The sequence below is a fragment of the Janibacter sp. A1S7 genome, from assembly GCF_037198315.1.
Classification (GTDB): Bacteria; Actinomycetota; Actinomycetes; order Actinomycetales; family Dermatophilaceae; genus Janibacter; species Janibacter alittae.
Map to the genome: position 1 here is coordinate 406477 of NZ_CP144913.1, position 20543 is coordinate 427019.

Annotated in this window: 22 protein-coding genes; 10 read left to right on the top strand and 12 right to left on the bottom strand. The window is 68.1% G+C overall.

Going from position 1 to position 20543, the window contains the following annotated elements:
• Positions 1–137: 137 nt before the first annotated feature.
• Together V1351_RS02000 and V1351_RS02005 are read right to left on the bottom strand one after the other, a co-directional pair.
• Positions 138–1256 carry a DUF5677 domain-containing protein gene (locus tag V1351_RS02000; RefSeq protein ID WP_338750223.1) on the bottom strand — a complete coding sequence of 373 codons (1119 nt, stop codon included), beginning with the start codon at positions 1254–1256 and terminating at the stop codon, positions 138–140.
• Between the two features lie 105 nt (positions 1257–1361).
• Entirely contained in the window at positions 1362–1976 is a 615-nt protein-coding gene (locus tag V1351_RS02005) for a recombinase family protein (protein ID WP_338750225.1), read from the bottom strand.
• 159 nt (positions 1977–2135) lie between these two features.
• On the opposite strand from V1351_RS02005, the gene V1351_RS02010 reads away from it, so the two are divergent.
• The 3 genes from V1351_RS02010 (at position 2136) to V1351_RS16275 (ending at position 2910) form a co-directional block, all read left to right on the top strand.
• The gene (locus tag V1351_RS02010) at positions 2136–2369 is read left to right on the top strand and encodes a ribbon-helix-helix protein, CopG family (RefSeq protein ID WP_338750227.1); all 234 of its coding nucleotides are present in this window, start codon (positions 2136–2138) and stop codon (positions 2367–2369) included.
• A complete protein-coding gene (locus tag V1351_RS02015; protein ID WP_338750229.1) occupies positions 2366–2608 on the top strand; it encodes a toxin in 243 nt (80 codons plus the stop codon). Before V1351_RS02010 ends, V1351_RS02015 begins: the two co-directional genes overlap by 4 nt.
• Before the next feature lie 62 nt (positions 2609–2670).
• Positions 2671–2910, top strand: a complete 240-nt coding sequence (locus V1351_RS16275) for a PF20097 family protein (RefSeq protein WP_422388998.1) — start codon at positions 2671–2673, stop codon at positions 2908–2910.
• Between the two features lie 339 nt (positions 2911–3249).
• Here the strand turns inward: V1351_RS16275 and V1351_RS02020 are convergent, their stop codons facing one another.
• Complete coding sequence (locus V1351_RS02020) at positions 3250–3819, bottom strand: dihydrofolate reductase family protein (RefSeq protein WP_338750231.1); 570 nt, start codon at positions 3817–3819, stop codon at positions 3250–3252.
• Positions 3820–4061: 242 nt separating this feature from the next.
• Between V1351_RS02020 and V1351_RS02025 the strand changes: the two genes are divergently transcribed.
• Complete coding sequence (locus V1351_RS02025) at positions 4062–4571, top strand: GNAT family N-acetyltransferase (protein WP_338750233.1); 510 nt, start codon at positions 4062–4064, stop codon at positions 4569–4571.
• Positions 4572–4739: 168 nt separating this feature from the next.
• The gene (locus V1351_RS02030; protein ID WP_338750235.1) at positions 4740–5867 is read left to right on the top strand and encodes a DUF6414 family protein; all 1128 of its coding nucleotides are present in this window, start codon (positions 4740–4742) and stop codon (positions 5865–5867) included.
• Between the two features lie 396 nt (positions 5868–6263).
• Here V1351_RS02030 and V1351_RS02035 read toward each other — a convergent pair whose 3' ends face one another.
• From V1351_RS02035 to V1351_RS02045, 3 genes are all read right to left on the bottom strand, one after another.
• Entirely contained in the window at positions 6264–8108 is a 1845-nt protein-coding gene (locus V1351_RS02035; RefSeq protein ID WP_338752430.1) for an IS481 family transposase, read from the bottom strand.
• Between the two features lie 820 nt (positions 8109–8928).
• On the bottom strand, positions 8929–9369 hold the full coding sequence (locus V1351_RS02040) for a universal stress protein (protein WP_338750237.1): 441 nt from the start codon (positions 9367–9369) through the stop codon (positions 8929–8931).
• 93 nt (positions 9370–9462) lie between these two features.
• Positions 9463–9903, bottom strand: coding sequence for a universal stress protein (locus V1351_RS02045; protein WP_338750239.1), 441 nt, complete (start codon positions 9901–9903; stop codon positions 9463–9465).
• A 197-nt stretch (positions 9904–10100) separates the two neighbouring features.
• On the opposite strand from V1351_RS02045, the gene V1351_RS02050 reads away from it, so the two are divergent.
• The 3 genes from V1351_RS02050 to V1351_RS02060 all read left to right on the top strand — a co-directional run bounded on the left by V1351_RS02050 (position 10101) and on the right by V1351_RS02060 (position 12265).
• Positions 10101–11180, top strand: a complete 1080-nt coding sequence (locus V1351_RS02050; RefSeq protein ID WP_338750241.1) for an FUSC family protein — start codon at positions 10101–10103, stop codon at positions 11178–11180.
• A gap of 167 nt (positions 11181–11347) precedes the next feature.
• Positions 11348–11824, top strand: coding sequence for a pyridoxamine 5'-phosphate oxidase family protein (locus tag V1351_RS02055; RefSeq protein WP_338750242.1), 477 nt, complete (start codon positions 11348–11350; stop codon positions 11822–11824).
• 42 nt (positions 11825–11866) lie between these two features.
• Positions 11867–12265, top strand: coding sequence for a hypothetical protein (locus V1351_RS02060; RefSeq protein ID WP_338750244.1), 399 nt, complete (start codon positions 11867–11869; stop codon positions 12263–12265).
• Here V1351_RS02060 and V1351_RS02065 read toward each other — a convergent pair.
• From V1351_RS02065 to V1351_RS02080, 4 genes are all read right to left on the bottom strand, one after another.
• Entirely contained in the window at positions 12258–13232 is a 975-nt protein-coding gene (locus V1351_RS02065; protein WP_338750245.1) for an MsnO8 family LLM class oxidoreductase, read from the bottom strand. The genes V1351_RS02060 and V1351_RS02065 overlap by 8 nt on opposite strands.
• A complete protein-coding gene (locus tag V1351_RS02070) occupies positions 13229–14035 on the bottom strand; it encodes an HAD-IIA family hydrolase (RefSeq protein WP_338750246.1) in 807 nt (268 codons plus the stop codon). The genes V1351_RS02065 and V1351_RS02070 overlap by 4 nt, the downstream gene beginning before the upstream one ends.
• A gap of 50 nt (positions 14036–14085) precedes the next feature.
• Entirely contained in the window at positions 14086–15159 is a 1074-nt protein-coding gene (locus V1351_RS02075) for a PQQ-dependent sugar dehydrogenase (RefSeq protein WP_338750247.1), read from the bottom strand.
• Between the two features lie 76 nt (positions 15160–15235).
• Positions 15236–16453, bottom strand: coding sequence for an MFS transporter (locus V1351_RS02080; protein WP_338750249.1), 1218 nt, complete (start codon positions 16451–16453; stop codon positions 15236–15238).
• Between the two features lie 323 nt (positions 16454–16776).
• Here V1351_RS02080 and V1351_RS02085 point away from each other — a divergent pair, with 323 nt between their 5' ends.
• Both V1351_RS02085 and V1351_RS02090 read left to right on the top strand, forming a co-directional pair.
• The gene (locus V1351_RS02085; protein WP_338750251.1) at positions 16777–17016 is read left to right on the top strand and encodes a heavy-metal-associated domain-containing protein; all 240 of its coding nucleotides are present in this window, start codon (positions 16777–16779) and stop codon (positions 17014–17016) included.
• Positions 17017–17047: 31 nt separating this feature from the next.
• On the top strand, positions 17048–19039 hold the full coding sequence (locus tag V1351_RS02090; protein WP_338750253.1) for a heavy metal translocating P-type ATPase: 1992 nt from the start codon (positions 17048–17050) through the stop codon (positions 19037–19039).
• Here V1351_RS02090 and V1351_RS02095 read toward each other — a convergent pair.
• Both V1351_RS02095 and V1351_RS02100 read right to left on the bottom strand, forming a co-directional pair.
• Complete coding sequence (locus V1351_RS02095) at positions 18943–19656, bottom strand: Crp/Fnr family transcriptional regulator (RefSeq protein ID WP_338750255.1); 714 nt, start codon at positions 19654–19656, stop codon at positions 18943–18945. The two genes, V1351_RS02090 and V1351_RS02095, sit on opposite strands and share 97 nt — an antisense overlap.
• A gap of 72 nt (positions 19657–19728) precedes the next feature.
• On the bottom strand, positions 19729–20541 hold the full coding sequence (locus V1351_RS02100; RefSeq protein ID WP_338750257.1) for a DUF3152 domain-containing protein: 813 nt from the start codon (positions 20539–20541) through the stop codon (positions 19729–19731).
• Positions 20542–20543 lie beyond the last annotated feature (2 nt).

Sequence of the window (20543 nt, forward strand, 5' to 3'; positions counted from 1 at the left end):
GAAGACGAAACGGCAGTGGGATCCCCGGGCCGGATGGGAAGCTCGTTCCCGGGGCCGCCACCTCGTCTGTCGCCTCGATAACGGCCTGACGACAACCCAGCCCCAGGTATCTCGACTCAACGGTCGGTCCCAACGGTTCACCCTCGTGGGAACTTCTCGATCGCATCACCGCAAAGGGCCACCAGGCCGCTACCCACCAGGCAGACCAACTCGCAGAAGTCGTTGAGCTCCGGCTCAAACCCGCCGTGGGTGGCCCCCGCGAGGTCAATCAGCGTTTCGAATGTCGGCCGCGCAACCGTCTCAATGAATCGCTCCGTCGGCCCACCGAGCCATTGACCGTCCTCCAAGAGGAGGGTGCCGCCGATGCCGCCGGAGTCCCCGTGCACGATGCCGTGCGCGCTCGCTACGAGAAGACGACGGTGCCCCAGGTCGGCGAGCTTCTCCAACGCGTTCATGCTTGGTCGCGCCCGGCGTCCCTTCACATTCGTCGCCATCAGGGGAATGGCCCAGCCGTAAGGCTCGCGGAACTTCGAGCTCGCGTCGGACACATCGTGGGTCTGCTCGAGCGCGGCAGCCTTCTTTGAGCGCAACGACAGTTCTGCAGGCGCGACCGGCCCAACGCCGTGCTCGCCGAAGTAAGCCGCGAGCCGTCGCGTCTGGACCACGAACCCGTGATCCAGATACCGCTGCGCGAGCGACGCATCGCCTTCGGCAATGATTATGGCCGTGACCGCGGCCTCGTGGAGCGCGCGCCAACGGGCGGCACCACCGGACCAAAATCCTGCGTGAAGCAAGACCTGAATCTCTTGCAACACGATGAGAGCGTTGAACTGCTGCAGTGCGAGCACGACGCGCACCGGCTGATGCGCGTCGTTGGGATCGGCCGCGTCGACCTCGTCGAGGCGCTTCAGCATCATGAGCCCGTTCTGTCCCATGGCAAAGATCGCGGCGTCGAGGGCGGCCAGCCCTTCGCTCCATCGCTTGCTGATGGCGTGGCTCACCTCAGCCGCATCGGCACGCCGCTTCTCCCGAGAGTCGGCCGCCGAGCTCAGCGTGTCTTGCGCCATCCCCGCGGCGTTATCACCCAAGAACTCGCGGAGCTCAGCAAGCGTGTCGAACCTAGGCACGACACCCATCTTCCTGGACGAGTGCTGGTCTCGCAGCCGCGCACCATCCGACCAGCGATTATCCACCGATATCAGCCGCGGGCCACCCGGGCCCTTGCGTTCGACGCGCTGGTTCACTTCATCCCACATACGGAACCTCTTACGGCAATGGCGCGTTGCGTGACCGGGTCCGTCGAGATCGGATCGTCGGCGTCCCGTGATGGACGCGGTTGCGGGACGCCGACGAGGTGGCGATCAGCGTCGTGCGGAGGCGTCAGCGAATTCTGCCTTCGCAGCGGTGCGTTGGCGCTCAATGGCGCGATAGACGGTGGAGCGGCCGATGCCGAACAGTTCGGCTACCTCGAGGGTGCTGTACTCGCCGCTGTGCACCAGCGACACAAGGTGCGCCTCCTGCTTGCGGCTCAGCTTGGGCTGCTTGCCCTTGAGTCGACCCTTGGCTTTGGCGACCTTCATGCCCTCAACCGTGCGTAGCCGGATCAGGTCGGACTCGAATTCGGCGACCATGGCCAAGACGTTGAACAGCAGTCGCCCGACGGCGTCGGTGGGGTCGTAGACCGACCCGCCAAGCGAGAGGCTGATCTGTCGGGTGGTGAGCTCGTCGGCGATCGCGCGAGCGTCGGGCAGGGACCGGGCCAGGCGGTCGAGCTTGGTCACCACCAGCGTGTCCCCCGCGCGGCAGGCGGCCAGTGCCTCGCGGAGTCCGGGACGCTCGCGGTTGGTGCCGGTCAGACCGTGATCGACGTAGATCCGCTCGGCCTCGACACCGAGGCTAAGCAGCCCGTCGCGTTGGGCGGTCAGGTCTTGTTGATCGGTGGAGCATCGGGCGTACCCGACAAGTAGTGCGCTCATGGCGCGCCTCCCAGGAGTGGGCCCTGCCGGGCGCGGATGCGACCGGCTCGGGCATCGGACAGTGCCCGACACCACCAGCGACTGCCTTTCTTTCCCGGCCCGCAAGTACCGTCACTTCACTCCTTCCCTGGGCTCGCCTTTCGTAATACGATTTTGGCTATGGTTGGCGAACAGCAGATCGAGCAATGGGCGGACGAGGCGGAGGCTGGCTACGACGTCGAGGCGATGAAACGCCGCGGACGCGGTCGGCCGGGGCGTGGCGCCGAGCCGATGCAGGTCGTTGCCGTACGCCTCACAGCGGAAGAGCTCGCCGCGGTTGACGCGATCGCCGAGCGAGAGCACATCTCGAGATCCGAAGCAATCCGCCGGGCGCTGGCCAGCTCCGCGGCGTGAAGGTCCACAACAGCGCGCTCAGACAGGGGGTGCTCCCAGAGGACGCAGTGCAGGCCGCCGACTGGCCGCTATGGGTCGAACCGATTGATGACGAGGATTGGCCGCACCGCGAACTACGGCTCGGCTTCGACACCCAAGCCCACCTACTCGAGATCGTCGTCCTGAACTTTGAAAGCGGCGACGAGATGGTCATCCACGCCATGCCGGCCCGTAAGCAGTACTGGGATCTCCTTCCCTGAACTGGCGGCTCACGCACCCACAAGCGGATCCCGATCTGCACGCGAACTGGTAGACAGGGCCGATGCGCTGTCCGAACTGTGGAACTGACATGCTCTCTGGCTGGCTGGCCATGTGGAATCCGATACTCGGCCAGAAGGTGCGGTGGCAGCCGGCCAAACCGCAGTGGCGGCGATTGCTGGTTCCTGAAGAATCGGCCGTCGTTCTACGTGCCAAGGTTGGCGGCAAAGACGCACGGAAGGCGTATCGGTGCGCATCGTGTTCAACGACCGTCGTGTCCGCTGACGACAGTTACGACGAGTAGCCGAGCCTGTCCCGCCGGATCACTAACCAAGAAGCCCTTTGTGGGCCTCCGGTAGAGGACCGGGCAGCGGCGAGGGCTGCTACGTCAGCACAAGGTCCGACTCGTCGTGTGCGCGCAATCAAGGGGTGACGCCATCGCGACCCAACAGGTCGACAGACTCGCGCCAATCTTCTTGCTCGCTCTCATCGGGGCGGGGACGCTCATGATCCTGTCGGCACGCACGTCCAGCCGAGAGACGCTGCGGAGTCGGCTCCCCAAGAACCAGAGCGAAGATGACGGCGAGGTGTCTCAGTGACCACGTCGGTTGGAGCGAGATGGCGCATGCCAGCCAGGCGTGGGTCAGCCGAGCGGCGATTCCAGCACGGTGGGCTTGTAGACGAACTGCTGCACGCGGCCGTCGAACAGGCGCGAGTCCACCAGTTCCAGGTCGATGTCGGGCAGGTCGGCCAGCACCGGGTCCGCCCCCGAGATGCCGGTGATGATGGGGAAGACAGTCACTTCCAAGCGGTCGACTAGTCCGGCGGCAAGAAGGGCACGGTTCATATTGATGCTGCCGTGTGAACGCAACGGTACGGACGATTCGGCCTTCAGGCGAGGCACGACGACAAGGGCGTCTTCGGCTTCCAGTGTGGAGTTGTCCCAACCTAGGGGTTCGGTCATCGAGCGGGAGATCACCACCTTGTCCCGTGCGGTCAGGGCGCTGAACTCGCGGGTCTCGACCATCTGAGAGGCGAATCGGGCCATGGCCCGGTAGGTGTTCGCGCCAAACACGAGCGTCTCGTTGGTACCTGCGAAGTAGGTGCGGTACCTGTACTCGACTAGTTCGGGTCCTTCCTTACCCCAGAAGGCGATGGGACCGGTGCCAAACCCATCGAGTGTCATGAACATGTCAGCGGTGTAGGTCGCCACGCAGGTCTCCTGAAGGTTGTTGAGGTCATTCCCATTCTCACCCGCGGGAGCTTCAGAACTCATCGCGGACGCGCACGAGGTGCGAACATGGCCAGCAGGAGAGCGAAGCCAAGAATGTGCCTCAGTGACGACCCCGAAGCGTCCCGTTACGCAATCCTCCAACGGTGGGTTCTGTTGCACGGGCAAGCGGCCATCTCGTTGTGGCGAGGCGGACCAGCCTGCGCTGCGATGTAATGAGTGGCATGTCTAGTTTTGACCTTCTCGCTACCGAGCGGCTTCTCCTCCCCCCGCTGTCGGTCGAGGACACGGATGCCTTGGCGGCGGTCTACAGCGATCCGCAGGTCGCTCAGTATGTCGGGGGCGATCGACTTACTCCAGAAGCGATCGGCCTTCAAGTGGCCGATTTCACCCACGAGTGGCAAGAACGCGGCTACGGGCAGAGCGCAGTCATTCGCCGCGAGGACGGTCGGTTTCTGGGTCGCATCGGACTGCACTTCTGGCCCAACTGGGAAGAGACCGAACTCGGTTACGTCCTCTCCCGCGAGGCCCAAGGTCAAGGACTCGCCACCGAAGGGTGTCGAGCCTGGATCGACTGGACGAGACGGAACCGCACCATCCGTTCGCTCATCGCCAACATTCACCCGGAGAACACGGCCTCGATTCACCTGGCCACCAAGCTGGGCTTCACCTTCGACAGGAACGATCAGACGCCGTCCGGCGTCCCGACCCTGATATTCCGGCTCGACGTGTGACCAGCAGGTCACAGGCGTACCACGAGTCTATGGACCTATCGATTAGCGGGATGATCTGAGAGCTGCTCAATGGCGCGGCGACTACCCCTACGGGACAGTTACCGTAGTCGCATAGTCTGCTCAGGCAGTCTTCTGTGTAAGTTCAGTCGCGCGAAGGTGAGGGACGTCATGAGCCAGTCCAGACAACCGCGGGCTAACCCCAAGCCGCTGCCGCCCACAGTGTCCATTTACCAGAATCCTGACTACGTGGAAGGCATCCTCCAGCAGACGTATGGACAGCCGCTGCTGACGGAGTTCGCCAACGAGGCCCGCAGCGAGCACGGGAATTCGCAGGACACGACCGCGGGTGGGAAGGCCAAGGTGGGCCTGGCTGCGAAATTCCCTGGCTTGTTCGCTGGTGACGCAGCCGTGGAGGCCGACTATGAGAGACGGCTTGGAAGCCAGCAGTTGACAGGCAGCACGGCGACGTCAAGAGCTCACTACACCCAGCCGTACTACCTGCACGTCGTTCGGTCCGTGCTCCGCCAGACCGGCCTGATCCAAGATGTAAAAGGTAGAGCCGACGCAGCCAACTTGCGACCAGGTGAGTTTGTCGAGTTTTCAGCATCATTCACGCCGAGCCAGGTCGTCGCATTGCTCGACATCGTCACGCCGGACTTGGTGGAGCAGATCGTCCGAAGGAACGGGTTCACCGAGGGTATGCGCTCCTTCCAGGGCGGTACCGTGGAGAAGGTGCAGGAGTTCAAACTGCGCCTCGACGGGGACATGGACACTTGGGGTGCGATAGGACGATCGGCGACGGAGGCGGTGCGAGCCGATTTCCGCAGCGCGAAGACTCGTGAGCTCTACGGGCAGATCGGGGAAGGCGACGACCTGCTCACGTTTATCACTATGTGCGATGTCGAGCACTTCGTTGTGGAAGACGAGGATCGTATCCTCGACGGCCATTTCACTGTGCTCGGGAAGGTAGCTGGACCGCTGATGCAGGATGAACCGATCCTGTCGCGGAACAAGGTACTGGAGAGGATGCGTCCCGAGGCTGTGGATGAGCTGGTACGGGTCATGAACGAGTCCGTGCAGGAGCAGACTGAGAAGATCAGCGCGCTGACTCAGGCCGATGATGAGGAGACGAGCGAATCGGCTGCAGCAGCCGATCGAGTGGACCTCGATGGCGACGGGGACGAGGGGCATGACGAGGACGACGGCATGGCTGCGGCCGACCTGTTCAACTTCACCCTCGACTCACGAGTTGCGGGGGCGTCCGTGCGGGTCATACCTGTTGCCGTCTACCTTTGATCGGAACGCACAGCTGACGGTTGTTGCGCAACCCACCGTGCTGATCGCTGCGTGGTGCAGTCATGCTCGTCTCGGTTGAGGAACCACACGCGGTGAACCCGCAGGTCAGGGCGCGATCTCTGCCTCGGCATACGGGCGCCGTCCCGTAGCCCCCGTCCGCCCGTGCATCCCGGGACACGGGCGTCCTACGGAACGTCGAAGTTCGAGGATTCGGGCACGATGGTGAGGAGCAGCGTCTCACCATCGTGTCCCCTCCCACGTCAGCGGCCTCCACTGCCCTGAAAGATCGTGCGGGGTCTACAGCACACACGAGTAGTTTTCGCGCGGGCGAAATCACACTGTCTTGAGTCAGTAGGGCCTTGACGGATCTGTGTCACCACGTCCTTGACGTTCTGCCTAGGAAGTTGAGGTGTCAGCGGTCCGCGGCCGCTGTCCCTTGATGCTACGCACGGCCTGCTCGTTGGTCCGGCGCACGACCTTGGTGTCTCCATCGGGCAGCATGATGGCCAGGGTCGTCTCGGACACGTGGATCGTCACTGTTGCTTGGACGTACTGACGGCCGACCGCGACCTTTTGCCCGGCCACCATCAGGACCCCGTTGCTGGCCACGCGACGTTGCACGGTGACCGGTTCGCTCGATGGCCGCGGGACCGGTCCGACCGGCCGTGACTGTTGCAGCCGGGCGGCCTGACCGGGGCCGAGCGGGTTCGGGCGGGCGCGCAGCAGCTCGCGGGTCTGGGGATCGAAGAACAGCAGCGGACAGCCGTCCTCGATGTAGACCCCGACACGGCGCCCTGCCAGGATCTCCGCGGCCGTCACGAGCCGGCCACCCAGCGACACGGTGCCGTTCTTGGCCACGGTCCGTTCGACCTCGAAGACCGTGCGTGAGGACCGGCTCGCCGGGCCGCCCCGCGATGCCACCGGTGGCGGGCCGGCGGGCACCGCCCCCTGGGCGACCAGCTTGTCCAGGTCGGTGACCGACAATCGTGACCGGACCGTCTTGAGCCGCTGCCCACCGATCGACAGATGCACCCAGTCGCAGTCGACCCAGAACCGCACCACCTGCCCAGCCCGTGCCGGGCCCAGCCAGAACTGCTGATCGCACAGCGTCATGTTTCCCGACCGCGGCACCGGCCGGGACAGCTCGATCGCCGTCGCCGATCCACGCGCACGTGCCACAGGTTCGGCTCTCACCTCAGCCGGCTGATCGCCAGCCGCCGTAGCTGGCTCGCGGGCCGGTTCCAGTGACGGCGGTACCCACAGCTCGACCCCACTGGGCTCGGCGGGAGCGAAGCGGTCCGCGGGCACCACAGGTCGGTGCTCGTCGAGTCCCTGATGGGGTCGGTCGCGGTTGTAGCCCGCCACCCAGGCATCCACCGCGGCCTGGGCGTCCTCGAGCGACACGAATGGTCCCTGCTCGGTGATCTCAGGACGGAAGGTGCCGTGGAAACGTTCCACCTTCCCGTTTTGATTCGGTGACGCGGGCGAGGTCAGCCGGTGCGTGATCCCGTTGCGGCGGCAGATCTTGTCGAACAACACTTCCCCACGCGTGGGCGCGTACCGACTGAACCTGTCGGTGAACTGCTTGCCGTTGTCGGTAATCACCTCCTCCGGCACCCCGTACCGCGCCAGGGCTTGGGCGAACGCCACACACACCGCCCGCGCCGTGGCCCGTTCCACCACCTGCGCGATCACGCAGAACCGGGAATGGTCATCGACCCCGGTCACGATCTTGGCCTCCCGCAGCTCGCCGGTCGTGGTGTTGACCAGCTGCACCCCGCCGACGATGTCGATGCCCCACAGCTGCATCGGCCCGGGCCGTTCGAACCGGATGTAGGAATCCCGGGACCGCTTCCGGGGCCGGGCCAGCACCAGCCCTGCCCGTCGCAAGATCCGGTTGATCGTCGACACCGACGGCACCCGCCCCTCTTCCAACGCCTGGTCGCGATGCCACGCAGGAGGCCTGCGCAGCAGCTCCAGCCGGATCCGTTTCGCACCCCACCGCGGATGCTCCCGACGCAACTCGATCACCACCCGCTCCAGCAACTCCGCAGCCTGGTGCGGGCACGACCGCGGCCGCGAGGACCGGTCCGCCAGACCGCCCACGCCCTCACTGAGATACCGGACCACCCACGCATGCACAGACTGGCGAGAGACCCCGACCTGGACGGCGACCTCGGTCACCGAGGCCCCGCCCAACACCGCCCGAACCGCGTCCAACCGCTGCTCAACCACCGACAACGCAACCAGTGCCATTCCCGGCCTCCCGCTCGACGACGTCCGCGGAACATCGTCGAGCAAAACGCCGAAATCGCGGCAGAGTGTCAAGCACCTACTGACACACGAGCGTCAAGCACCTACCGGGACAGGACATGCGGTCGAATCACGCGCATGTGAGAACTTTCTCTACTGGCTCAAGGCGGCGACTCCGTCGCCGCTGGCCGCCCGCTTCGCGGGCGTCCGCTGCGCATGCGGCCTGGCGGCCGTTCTCGCGTCCGCCCGCACACGGACGGCCAGACATGACGAAGGCGCCCCGGTTTAGTGCCGAGACGCCCTCACCCTTCGATCCGTCGACCCGCCGCTACACGATCCGTCCTTCACGGTCCCGGCTCAAGCGGCCGATGGTCGCTCCATCCGGGACGCGCTCCGCGCCTGTGGCCAACGCCTTCTCGAGTCGATTCGCCGCTTGATCCGCGACCACTCCGGCCGGGACTGCTCCGCTATCGGGTCGGCGGCTCTTCGTGCCCCCCGGATGCCCCCCGAGCTCATTGCGGCCGCTACCGGGCGCAACGGAACGCAAGCAACCGTGACAGGTTCTCGGGACCGGACAACCCCAAATTGCCTTCGCAATGAGAAGGTCAGGGGTTCGAATCCCCTCAGCTCCACCACCGGAGATCCCCGGCACAGCAGCGAAACCGCTGGTTCTGTGGCCGGGGATTCTCTCTGTGTCACCCCGACCTCACCCTCCGATGAGCGAGCACCACTGGTGCTCTGCCACCGACGAAGAGTGTGACGATCCGCCACCGGCCCCTCCCCGCCGGCTCTCCCTGAGGCGGCGCACTCAAGCGGAGGTCGGGTCCTCGTGGGGCATCACGAGCACGGGGCAGGCTGCGTGCGTGACGACGTGCTGACTCACCGATCCCAGCAGCAGGCTGGTGAAGCCTCCACGACCACGACTACCGACGACCACGAGCCGCGCGCGCTCCGAGGCCTCGGCGACCACCTGCGCGGGGTGGCCCCGCACGGTCCGCTGCTCGACCCGTGCGTCCTCGCCCAGGGCTTCGCGGACGGCGTCGGCGAGCACGTCGCGAGCCTCGCCCTCGACCGTCTCCTTGCTCTCCCCCTCCGCGAGAACCACGCGTCCGTAGACGGTCTCCAGATCCCACGCCAGCAGGGCCACCACCGGCGCGTCGACCAGTTGTGCGTAGTCGGCTGCCCACCTCAGTGCACGGATCGAGTCCGCGGATCCGTCGACACCCACTGCGATCGGTTCGTCCATCATCTCGCCTCTCCTGCCAGGTGGGCGAGGGCAGGCGCCCTCCGCCCGACCACTCGTCCCACACGGATTTCCACTGCTGGCACGGTCGCTGGGTGCCTACTTCTTCCGCTGGTCCTCGTGCGGCATCACGATGACGGGGCACCGCGCGTGGGTGACGACGTGCTGGCTCACGGACCCCAGCAACATCCCGGTGAAGCCTCCGCGACCGCGGCTGCCCACGACCACCAGCTGCGCACCCTCGGATGCCTCGACGAGCATCTTCGCCGGGTGCCCGCGCACGCTGCGCTCTTCGATCTGCGCATCCTTGCCCAGCGATGCGCGGATGGCGTCGGCCATCATCGTGCGGGCCTCCCGCTCCACGGACTCGGACGTCTCCCAGTTCGTCATCGCCATGTACCCGTAGACGGGCTCCAGGTCCCAAGCGACCAGACCCACCAGGGGTGCGTTCACCAGTCGGGCGTACTCCGCCGCCCACTTCAGTGCTCGGACGGAGTCCGCAGATCCATCGATGCCGACGATGATCGGTTTGCCTGCCATGTCGCCCCTTCCACAACGGTGCACGGAGGTGCACACCCCCGTGTGGTCGAGCGAGCTCTGCCGACCACAGGAGTGAAGTGGCCCCAGGTCGCCCTACCACTAGTACTACCACTAGTAGTAGCTCGGGCGCCAGAGGGGTGATGCGCCGGCCTCGCTGCGGTCTGCCGCCCCGAGTCGCATCGTGCACAATCGGGTGCATGGAGCGAGTGCGGGAGGTCGTGCAGGACCCTGAGTTCACCACCGACCTGCTGCAGGTCGTCAAGAGCATGGTCGCGGCCACCCTGGCGTGGTGGATCTCGGTCAACGTCTTCAGCTCCGAGTTGGCCTTCCTAGCGCCGTGGACCGCGCTGCTGACCGTCCATGCCACGGTGCACCGGTCGCTGTCGCGCGGAGTCCAGACCACGGTGGCGTCCACGGTCGGCGTCGGCCTCTCGTTCGTGATCGGCGCCTACCTCGGCGTGAGCGTGTGGACCTTCGCCCTGGCGCTGTTCGTCGGACTGGCCGGAGCCAGGGTCTCGTGGATCCGCGACGAGGGAGTGGCGATCGCGACCACGGCGATCTTCATCCTCGGCAGCGGCTTCGACCAGCAGCAACCGCTGCTCGTCGACCGTCTCATCGAAGTGGCCGTCGGTGTCGCGATCGGGATCGCGGTCAACCTGATGTTCATCCCACCGCTGCGCGACCAGCAGGCCGCGCGCTATGTCGACAGCATCAACCGCCGCATGGGTGATGTGCTGGTCGACATGGCCGACGAGTTCGCGACGTCGTGGGAAACCGACCAGGCCGACGCGTGGCGTCGCGAGACCGAGTCGATGAGCGACGAGCTCGACACCGCATGGCAGACGGTGAGGTTCGCCCGCGAGAGCAGACGCGCGAATCCCCGGTACCGGCTGGGCCGGCAACGAGGCCCCTGGCCGGTGACGGGCCGCGACCTCAGCTACGAAGCGATCCTGATGCGCGTCGACGAGGGCATCTCTCACCTGCGCCACCTCGCCCGGACACTGCACGACGCCGCCTATGCCGAGGGTGCCTGGGACGAACGATTCCGGAAGCGCTGGAGCGACATCGTCCGGGACGCGGGCAAGGCCATCGCGGATCCTGACGCGGACGTGGAGCCGATCCGCGATCGGTTGACCGCCTTGGCGAGGGAGATGTCCGACGACGCGGACCTTCCGACGGAAGCCTGGCCGCTCTACGGCTCGCTCCTGTCGAGCATGCGCCACATCGCCGTCATCGTCGACGACGTGGCGTCGGACCGGGAAGCGCGCGAGGACTGACGCACAGTGGCTCCCGCCGGGGGATTGGAGACGCACCCGGCGGGGTAGGTCGTGTCACAGGAAGGCCGTCAGGCGTCCTCGCCCCCTGTCCGGACAGGGGGCGCATCGTTCGACCACCACACGCACGGGCCGTGCGCCCGGGAGACCGACCCGCTAGGAGAAGCACCATGGACGAGCCGCAGCAGAAGGTCGCCGACATCATCAACTCGACGACGATCGCCATGATGACCCACGTGACCTCGGACGGGCGGTTGACGGCGCACCCGATGGCCACCCAGGACGCGGACTTCACCGGCACGGTGCTGTTCATCGCCGAGCGTGACAGCGACAAGGTGCGAGACCTCGAGAGCGACCCGCGGGTGAATCTCGCCTACTCGGGCAACGGTTCCTGGGTGTCGCTCGCAGGCACGGCCAGCATCGTCGACGACGAGGCACGTCTGCGTGACCTGTGGAGCACCTTCACCGACGCCTGGCTGACGGGCGGACCGGAGAACCCGAACAACATCCTCATCGAGGTGCAGGCGGACTCCGCGGAGTACTGGGACGCCCCGGGCAGCAGCAAGACGGTGCGCCTGGCCAACCTGGTCACATCGGCGGTCAAGGGCGAGCGCGCCGAGGGCGACAATGACGTCGTCGACTTCTGACCGGCACGGTGCGGCGCACCATCCGGCACACACGGTGGCGCCATGACCCGCTTCGAATTCGCGTTCAGTCGTGCCTACCGCATTGCCGGGATGCCCTTCGGCGTGACCCCGCGGACGACGTGGGCCACGCTCGACGACGATGGGCTCTTCGTGCGTTTCGGTCCGTGGCGGTTGCGGACGACGGTGGACAACATCGCCCGGGCAGACCTCTCCGGCGGGTTCGCGTTCATCAAGACCGCCGGTCCCGCCCACCTGTCACTGGCAGACCGTGGCATCACGTTCGCGACGAACGGAGCCCGCGCGGTGTGCCTGCAGTTCCACCGCCCGGTCCCGGCGATCGATCCCGGGGGCGTGATCCTGCACCCGAACGCCACCCTCACTCCCTCCGATCCGGAGGCCTTCCTGGCCACGCTGGAAGGGGATCCCCCTTCGGTCAGCTGATCGAGGACATCGCCGCCAGCGCAGCGTCACTGCGGTCCTGGGCCTCACGGTCGTGGGTCGACACCCAGGCCATGACCTCGTCCGCGCCGGTCCGGTGGATCAGTGCACCCAGATCGGTGACGACCTCGTCCGGTGTCCCGTGGATGGCGCGGGACAGGTGCTCGTCGACCTTGGCCTGCTGCCGGTCGGTGAGCGCCATCGCCGGCCGCGACCGCAGGGGCGGGAACGCGCCGGTCGTGCGCGACTCCACCATGGCCCAGGCCTCGGGCAGCACGAGCTGCCTGGCCGCGGCGGAGGTGTCGGCGATCATCACGTCCGCGCTGATGACGACGTACGGGTCCGGGCAGGTCGGGCCGGGCACGAACCGCTGGCGGTAGTCCTGCAGCGGGGCGAGGTCACCCCACAGCACGGGGCCGCCCACGACCACGGGCAGCCCGAGCTCCGCTGCCACCGCCAGGCCGGAGCCGGTGGCGAGGACGAAGAGCGGCGGCGACGGTGCCCCCTTCGGCATCGCCGTGACCGGACCGGCGTCGCCGAGGAAGCCCGCGAGTGCGGTCAGGTCCTCGGCGAACCGCTCCGGCGGGTACTCGTGCACGCCCAGGGCGTCGCGCACGGGGGCGGTGAAGCCCAGTGACCGTCCCACTCCGAGGTCGACCCGACCGGGGTACAGGGAGCTGAGCATGCGGGCCTGCTCGGCGACGACGACGGGCCTGTGGTTGGACAGCATGACGCCACCCGATCCGACCCGGATGCGCTCCGTGCGAGCGGCGATCGCCGCCATCAGCAGGGGTGGGCTGCCGCTCGCGATCCCCGGAACGGCATGGTGCTCGGCCACCCAGAACCGGTGGAAGCCGAGCTGCTCGGCCCGCACCGCCCGCTCGACCGTGTCCCGCAGGGCCGTCTCGCTCGGCTCGCCCGCCCGGGTGCGCGAGCGGTCCAGCAGTGACACCGGGACCGGAAGCGTCATCGTCGAGCGAGCTCCTCGACCATCGGGACGACGTCGGCGATCGAGTCCACCACCCACGTCGGTCTGAAGGGATGGTGGGTCACCTCGTGCCGCTGCGTGACCCCGGACAGGACCAGCGCGGAGCGCATGCCTGCCTCGATGCCCGCGACGATGTCGGTGTCCATGCGGTCGCCGACCATCGCCGTGGTCTCGGAGTGCGCCCCGATCGCGTTGAGGGCCGATCGCATCATCAGCGGATTCGGCTTGCCGATGTAGTACGGCTGCACACCGGTGGCGGCCGTGATCAGAGCGGCCACGGAACCGGTCGCCGGCAGTGGGCCGTCCGGCGAGGGACCGGTGGTGTCCGGGTTGGTCGCGATGAACCGCGCGCCGCCGACGACGTGGCGGATCGCCTGCGTGATCGAGGTGAAGGAGTAGGTGCGGGTCTCGCCGAGCACGACGAAGTCGGGATCGCGCTCGCTCAGGACGAACCCGGCCTCGTGCAGCGCCCCGGTGAGGCCGAACTCCCCGATGACGAAGGCGGTGCCACGACCCCCTTCGCGCGTCGTCTGCTCGGCGAGGAACTGGGCGGTGGCCAGTGCCGACGTCCAGATCCGCTCCTCCGGGACGTCGAGTCCGCAGGTGAGGAGCCGCGCGCGAAGGTCCCGCCGCGAGTAGATCGAGTTGTTCGTCAGCACCAGGTAGGGGCGGTCGAGTCGTTCCAGCGTCGTCAGGAACTCCGACGCGCCGGCGATGGCGTGCTGCTCCTGCACGAGCACACCATCCATGTCGGTGAGCCAACTGTCGACGGGCTGGTCGGTCATGGTCACAGGCTAGAGGGAGCACCCGGCATCGACGGGATGCACCCACCAGCTCAGGACGACGTCCGCAGCTGCAGGATCCGGTCGTCGTCCGGCCCCGGGTCGCCGCGACCGTCGGTGTTGTTCGTCAGCACCCACAGCTCGCCGTCCGGTGTGGTCACGACGGCCCGCAGCCGGCCGCACTCGCCGACGAGGCGCTCCGTGGACGAGTCCGGGTCCGACAGGGGCACCTCCCGCAGGCGCTCGCCGCGCAGGTTCGCGATGTGGATCGACCCGTCCGCGACCGCCAGCCCGCTCGGGCTGGCCTCGGCGGGCTCCCACTGCTGGACCGGGTCGACGTACTCGTCGCCGCCGCCGATCCCCTCGACCTCGGGCCACCCGTAGTTCGCCCCGGCCTCGATGAGGTTGAGCTCGTCCCAGGTGTTCTGTCCGAACTCGCTCGCGTACATCGTCCCCTCGGCGTCCCAGGCGATGCCCTGCGGGTTGCGGTGGCCGTAGCTGTACACGAGCGAGCCGTCGACGGGGTTGTCCTCCGGTGCGCTCCCATCCGGGGTCATCCGCAGGATCTTGCCGGACAGCGAGTCGAGGTCCTGGGCGGCGTCCCCGTCCCCGGCGTCACCCGTGGTCGCGTAGAGCATCCCGTCCGGTCCGAAGGCGATCCGCCCGCCGTTGTGGACGCCCGCCGCCGGGATCCCGTCGAGGATCACCTCCGGGTCGCCGAGTCCGAGTGAACCGGCCTGCCCGGTCAGGTCGTGCCGCACGATCCGGTTGTCCGAGTCGGTCGTCAGGTACGCGTAGAGGACGTCCTCGCGCACTGCGATGCCCAGCAGGCCCCCTTCGCCCCGGGCCCGCGCCGACCGAACGCTCCCGACGACGCGGGTGTCACCTGCGTCGTCCAGCTCCAGGATGTCGCCGGAGTCCCGCTGGCTCACCAGCGGCGTGCCGTCGTGGAAGGCGACCGACCACGGGACGTCGAGCCCTGCCGCGACGGTCGTGACCTGCGCGTCGTCCGCCGTGGTCGTCGAGGAGGTCGCGGACGAAGGGGGGTCCCCACCGGCCGTGCAGCCGGCCAGCAGGCCTGCGGCGAGGAGGGACGCGGCCGTGGCCGCGCGTCGGTGACCGGCCATGGTGACCACACTAGGGTCAGCAGCGGTCGGGGGGACACCCGTGCTGCGACCCGTTCGGTGCCCAGGGGCTTCCGGGTCAGTGCGCGCCGGCCTCCGCGGCGAGCCGACGGACCGGTCCGAAGGTCAGCGCCAGCGTGAGCGCGGCAGCGATCGCGAGCAACCACAGACCGATCGCGTAGGAGTCGAAGCGCCCGTAGACGTAGCCCATGATCAGCGGTGGGACGAAGCCCCCGAGACCTCCGGCGGCGCCGACGATGCCCGTGACACCACCGACTCGCGCCGGGTCGGTGACCTGCGCGATGAGCGCGAAGACCGCGCCGCTGCCGGCGCCGAGGGCCGCGGCCATCGCGAGGAAGGCGACCGTGCCACCGGCGTGCAGCGGGGGGTTCCCGGCCGCCATGGCGGCGCACACGGCGGTGACCGCGAAGACGACGCCGAGGACGGGGATCGCGCCGACCTTGTCGGCCATCGCGCCGCCGATCGGACGGGCGATCACCGCGACGACGACGAACCCGGCCATTCGCAGGGAGGCGTCTGCCGCATCGAGACCGTGCTCGGTGATGAGGTAGGCCGGAAGGTAGACCGAGAAGGCCACGTAGCCACCGAAGGCGATGGAGTAGAGGATGCCGGCCTGCCACGTCACGGGGAGGGTGATGTTGGCCTTCAGGCGCTGCACCATGCTCGTCGTCGGCACGACCCGACCGGGGGCGTCGCGCAGGATGAGCCACGACGCGACGGTGTAGACCGCCAGCAGAGCGGCGGTGATGAGGAAGGGGAGGGCGGCTGCCTTCTCGAACAGCTGCACCGTGGTCAGGGCGCTGATCGCGGTACCGCCCATGCCGGCGCCGAAGATACCGATGGCCAGACCGCGCTGGGCCGGCGGGAACCACGCGTTGACGAAGGGGACACCGACGGCGAAGACGGTGCCGGCGATCCCCAGGAAGAAGCCGGCGACCAGCAGCAGTGCGTACGAGTTCAGCGCGAAGAAGCCGATGAACAGCACGGGGATGATGGTCAGGCCCGAGATCACCGGGAACATCACACGACCGCCGTAGCGGTCGGTCAGGGAGCCAGCGATGATCCGGCCGAGCGAACCGACGACGACCGGTACCGCGACGAGCAGCGAGACGTCGAACTCGGTCAGCTCGCCGAGCTGACCGGAGCTGCGGAAGAGGGGACCGACCGGGCTGATCAGGGCCCATGCCCAGAAGTTCACGGCGAAGCCGATGGTGGCCATGGCCAGCATCAGCCATGGGACGCCCGAACGTGTTGCTTCGTGGTCGTGCTCAACCATCGCCTACCCCACCGTGTTGTCAGCTCCGGGCTCGACTGCCAAGAGTCGTTGAGGACATCTTGGCCCACCGAGGGCGCGAACTCGAAACCGGCAGGGCGACGACTTGATCCGGGTCAAGGAGGGGTTCGCCGGCTCGCCCTGCGGCCATGGCGCACGGCCCCGCCGGGCGCTGCCAGAGGGAAGGGATCGGCGCGCCCGGGTACACCGCCCGTCGCCCTGGTGCACCCGCTTGACCTGCATCAAGGACGGCTTCGCCCGCCATCCGTACCGTCAGCAGTGACGCCCCATGGGGGTGGATCACCACAGTGAGAGGACGCATCACGATGACTGCCACGAGCCCCACCACGATCACGACCGCCCTTCGCGCAGAGGGCTTCTCGTGCCCTTCGTGCGTGGCCAAGATCGAGAAGCAGGTCGGTCGGCTGAAGGGAGTCGAGTCGGTGAAGGTGCACTTCGCCACTGCCCGGATCGTGGTCGTCCACGACCCGGCGGTCGCGTCCACCGATGACCTCGTCGCCGCGGTCGCCAAGGCGGGCTACACCGCCCGGCCGGCCGCCTTCTGACCCCCCGCCGGCCGACCAGGAAGGAACCACGATGAACCCCCTCACCCGGCTGCAGGGGCGCTGGAGCGTCCCGGCACTCTCCGCGCTGCTGATCGCAGCGTCCTATGCCGTGGCGCAGAGCACGAGTCCGACCGCGTGGGCCGACGCGTTGATGATCGCCGCCGCGGTCGTCGCCGGCACGCCGGTGCTGATCAAGGCGTGGCACGCGTTGACCGCCAAGGTCATCGGGATCGACCTGCTCGTCTCCGTCGCCGCCATCGGCGCGGTCCTCGTGGGCAACTACTGGGAGGCCGCCGCGGTCACCTTCCTCTTCGCCGTCGGGCACTCGCTCGAGTCGGCGACGTTGAACCGCACCCGAGCGGCGCTGGCCGAGCTGATCGCCGTGGCCCCCGACGTGGCGGTCGTCATGCGGGAGGGGCAGCAGCTCGAGGTGCCCGCGACCGAGGTCGCGAAGGGGGAGACCGTCCTGGTCAAGAACGGTGCCAGGGTCCCGGTGGACGGCGTGGTCTCCGGGGGCACGGGCGCCCTCGACGAGGCCTCGATCACCGGTGAATCGATGCCGGTGGACAAGCTGAGCGGGGACCAGGTCTTCGCCGGCACGGTCTCCACCGGTGGCTTCCTGCAGGTCACGGCGACCGGAGTCGGTGCGGACACCACGCTCGCGCGGATCATCCACCGCGTCGAGGAGGCACAGGAGGCCAAGGCAAGGACGCACGCCCTCATGGACCGCTTCTCCGCCTGGTACACACCGGCCATCATCGTGCTGGCTGTCGTCGTCGGGTTGGTCACGGCGGACGTCGTGCTGGCCCTGACCCTGCTGGTCATCGCCTGCCCCGGTGCGCTGGTCATCTCCATCCCGGTCTCCATCGTCGCCGGCATCGGGCGCGGCGCGAAGGACGGCATCCTGATCAAGGGAGGCGAGTTCCTCGAGACCTCGGCGAAGATCGACGTCGTCGCGGTCGACAAGACGGGCACGCTGACCGAGGGCCGCCCGCGGCTGACGGACGTCGTCGCACTCCACCCCGACATCGACGGGTCCGAGGTGCTGCGGATGGCCGCCCGCGCCGAGGCCGGATCCGAGCACCCTCTCGCCCGTCCCGTCCTCGAGGCGGCCGCCGAGGCCGGCCTGCCCGTCCTGGGCCTGCCTTCGCACACCGAGCCGGTGCCGGGGAAGGGGATCGTCGCATCGCTCGACGGCCACCGCATCGCCGTCGGCAACCTGCCACTCATCGAGGTCGAGAACCACGACGGTCACGACCTGGACGAGGCGCGCGAGGTGGTCGCCCAGCTCGCGTCGGCCGGCCGCACGCCGATGGTCGTCGCCTGCGACGGGCGGGTGATCGGTGTCGTCGCCGTCGCGGACCGGGTCCGTGACGATGCCGCCGAGATGGTTGCCCGCCTGCACTCCGTCGGGGTGAAGAAGGTCGTCATGATGACCGGTGACATCGAGCCCGTGGGGCGTGCTGCCGCTGCCCGGGTCGGCATCGACGAGGTCTTGGCCGGGCTGCTGCCCGAGGACAAGCTGCGCGCCGTGGAGGACCTCCAGCGACAGGGACACGTCGTCGCCATGGTCGGCGACGGCGTGAACGATGCGCCTGCCCTGGCCACCGCTGACATCGGTGTCGCCATGGGCGCCGCCGGCACGGGCGTCGCGATCGAGACGGCCGACATCGCCCTGATGAAGGACGATCTGCTCACGCTGCCCGAAGCGGTGTCGCTGGCGCGGCGCACGGTGAACACCATGCGTCAGAACATCGCGGTCGCCCTGGGCACGGTCGCCGTCCTCCTCGCCGGGGTCCTGTTCGGCGGCGTGACGATGGCCATCGGGATGCTCGTCCACGAGGTCTCGGTCCTCGTGGTCATCGGCAACGCGATGCGCCTGCTGCGCCGACCGGCCGACAACCGACCGGTCGGACGTCGCAGGGCTCAGCTCCCGGAGGCGAGTCCCATCAGGGCGTCGGCGTCCCGGATGAGCAGTCCACGTGTCCCGCGCGGGGTCACGACCCCGGACTCCCTGAGGTGACGCAACTGACGGCTGAGGGACTCCGGAGTGGTGTCGAGCAGCGAGGCGATGTCCTTCTTCGCCAGCGGCAGCGCCACCTCGAGTCCCTCGGCCCCAGCACGTCCACGGAGGGAGAGCAGGTAGTTCGCCAGCCGGGAGGTGACGTCGCCGGAGGTGAGGGAGACCAGCCGCGACTCCGTGTCCTGCAGCCGACCGCTGACGTCCTGCAACATCCGCAGACCGATCGAGGGATGGCTTCGCACCAGCCGGCCCAGGTCGGAGTGTTGGAAGGTGCACAGACTGCTCGGCTCGGTCGCGGTCGCGTAGTGGGTCGGCGGGCGGCCGCTGAGGAAGGCCGACTCACCCACGAAGTCACCCGGACCGAGCACCCGGATGAGGTGCTCGTAGCCGCTGGGCCCGAGGCGAGCGACCTTCACCGCGCCGGTGTGCACCACGAGTAGTTGCGAGGCGTCCGCGCCGGCCGCGTACACCTGCTCGCCCGTCGCCAGCTCTCGGGGCCGGGCCAGCCGGGCGACACCGAGCAGCTCCTGGTGGCTCAGCCCCTGGAACAGCGGCACTCGCGCCACGCACAGGTCATCGGGGGAGTCCTGGATGACGGGCAACTGGGTACGGGACATGGCGACCTCCTCGTCGATCATAGGTAGCGAACGGCGGCGGGCAGGGTCCGCTCCGCACCCGGGGGTGTGACGTCAGTCGGTCGGTGGTCCGGTGACCAGCTTGCCCTTGGTGTCTCGTGGCCAGGCATTGGCCACGCAGCCGTCGAGGCCGAGCGTCTGCTGCAGCATGACGGGAGCGGTCTCGCCCTTGCCGGGGCAGGACTGGTGCCCCTTGCCCAGCGCGTGCCCGACCTCGTGGTTGATCAGGTAGTTGCGGTAGAGGTCGAGATCCCTGATCTGGGGGACGCCGAGGTACCACCGATCGAGGTTGATCAGGATGTACCGGCCGGTGCGGCAGGAGGTGTACCCGTGTGTGTTGAGTCCCGCGGCGGCGCACTGAGCGTCCACGCTCTTCGGGGTCGCGAGCCGGATGGTCAGGTCCGACTGGCCCGCGGACACCCGCTGGAACCGCCAGTGGCCGCCTGCGGTCCAGCCGCGGGGGTTGCGCAGCGTGCCGTCGATGGCGCCGGCGAAGACCCGGGCGCTCACTCCCGAGCCCTTCTCGACCTCCACCTCGTACGTCATGAGTTGACCGGACGAGCCGCGGACCCGGTCCGATCCCTTGGCGGTCTCGAACTCTCCGGTGCTCTCGTAGTCCGGCAGCGTCGGGCTCGAGGAGGTCGACGACGTGGACGACTGGGCGGCCGACGGCGACTCACCCGTCGTGGGGTCGGCGGCCGCCACCGAGGTCGTCGTCGACGTGGCGGGCTGAGCGGCGCCGGAGCCCGGTCCGGGGCGCAGGGCGATCAGCAGCACCCCGACGATGGCGAGGGCCCCCACTGCGACGCCCACCCTGCGACGGAGTGCCTGCCGACGGTCAGTGGGTGCGAGTTCGGACGGGTCCACGG

Bases quoted from the DNA above. Each gene is read 5' to 3' on its own strand.
- V1351_RS02000 (WP_338750223.1), bottom strand. From the start codon at position 1,256: ATGTGGGATGAAGTGAACCAGCGCGTCGAACGCAAGGGCCCGGGTGGC.
- V1351_RS02005 (WP_338750225.1), bottom strand. From the start codon at position 1,976: ATGAGCGCACTACTTGTCGGGTACGCCCGATGCTCCACCGATCAACAA.
- V1351_RS02010 (WP_338750227.1), top strand. From the start codon at position 2,136: ATGGTTGGCGAACAGCAGATCGAGCAATGGGCGGACGAGGCGGAGGCT.
- V1351_RS16275 (WP_422388998.1), top strand. From the start codon at position 2,671: ATGCGCTGTCCGAACTGTGGAACTGACATGCTCTCTGGCTGGCTGGCC.
- V1351_RS02025 (WP_338750233.1), top strand. From the start codon at position 4,062: ATGTCTAGTTTTGACCTTCTCGCTACCGAGCGGCTTCTCCTCCCCCCG.
- V1351_RS02030 (WP_338750235.1), top strand. From the start codon at position 4,740: ATGAGCCAGTCCAGACAACCGCGGGCTAACCCCAAGCCGCTGCCGCCC.
- V1351_RS02040 (WP_338750237.1), bottom strand. From the start codon at position 9,369: ATGATGGACGAACCGATCGCAGTGGGTGTCGACGGATCCGCGGACTCG.
- V1351_RS02045 (WP_338750239.1), bottom strand. From the start codon at position 9,903: ATGGCAGGCAAACCGATCATCGTCGGCATCGATGGATCTGCGGACTCC.
- V1351_RS02050 (WP_338750241.1), top strand. From the start codon at position 10,101: ATGGAGCGAGTGCGGGAGGTCGTGCAGGACCCTGAGTTCACCACCGAC.
- V1351_RS02055 (WP_338750242.1), top strand. From the start codon at position 11,348: ATGGACGAGCCGCAGCAGAAGGTCGCCGACATCATCAACTCGACGACG.
- V1351_RS02060 (WP_338750244.1), top strand. From the start codon at position 11,867: ATGACCCGCTTCGAATTCGCGTTCAGTCGTGCCTACCGCATTGCCGGG.
- V1351_RS02065 (WP_338750245.1), bottom strand. From the start codon at position 13,232: ATGACGCTTCCGGTCCCGGTGTCACTGCTGGACCGCTCGCGCACCCGG.
- V1351_RS02070 (WP_338750246.1), bottom strand. From the start codon at position 14,035: ATGACCGACCAGCCCGTCGACAGTTGGCTCACCGACATGGATGGTGTG.
- V1351_RS02075 (WP_338750247.1), bottom strand. From the start codon at position 15,159: ATGGCCGGTCACCGACGCGCGGCCACGGCCGCGTCCCTCCTCGCCGCA.
- V1351_RS02080 (WP_338750249.1), bottom strand. From the start codon at position 16,453: ATGGTTGAGCACGACCACGAAGCAACACGTTCGGGCGTCCCATGGCTG.
- V1351_RS02085 (WP_338750251.1), top strand. From the start codon at position 16,777: ATGACTGCCACGAGCCCCACCACGATCACGACCGCCCTTCGCGCAGAG.
- V1351_RS02090 (WP_338750253.1), top strand. From the start codon at position 17,048: ATGAACCCCCTCACCCGGCTGCAGGGGCGCTGGAGCGTCCCGGCACTC.
- V1351_RS02095 (WP_338750255.1), bottom strand. From the start codon at position 19,656: ATGTCCCGTACCCAGTTGCCCGTCATCCAGGACTCCCCCGATGACCTG.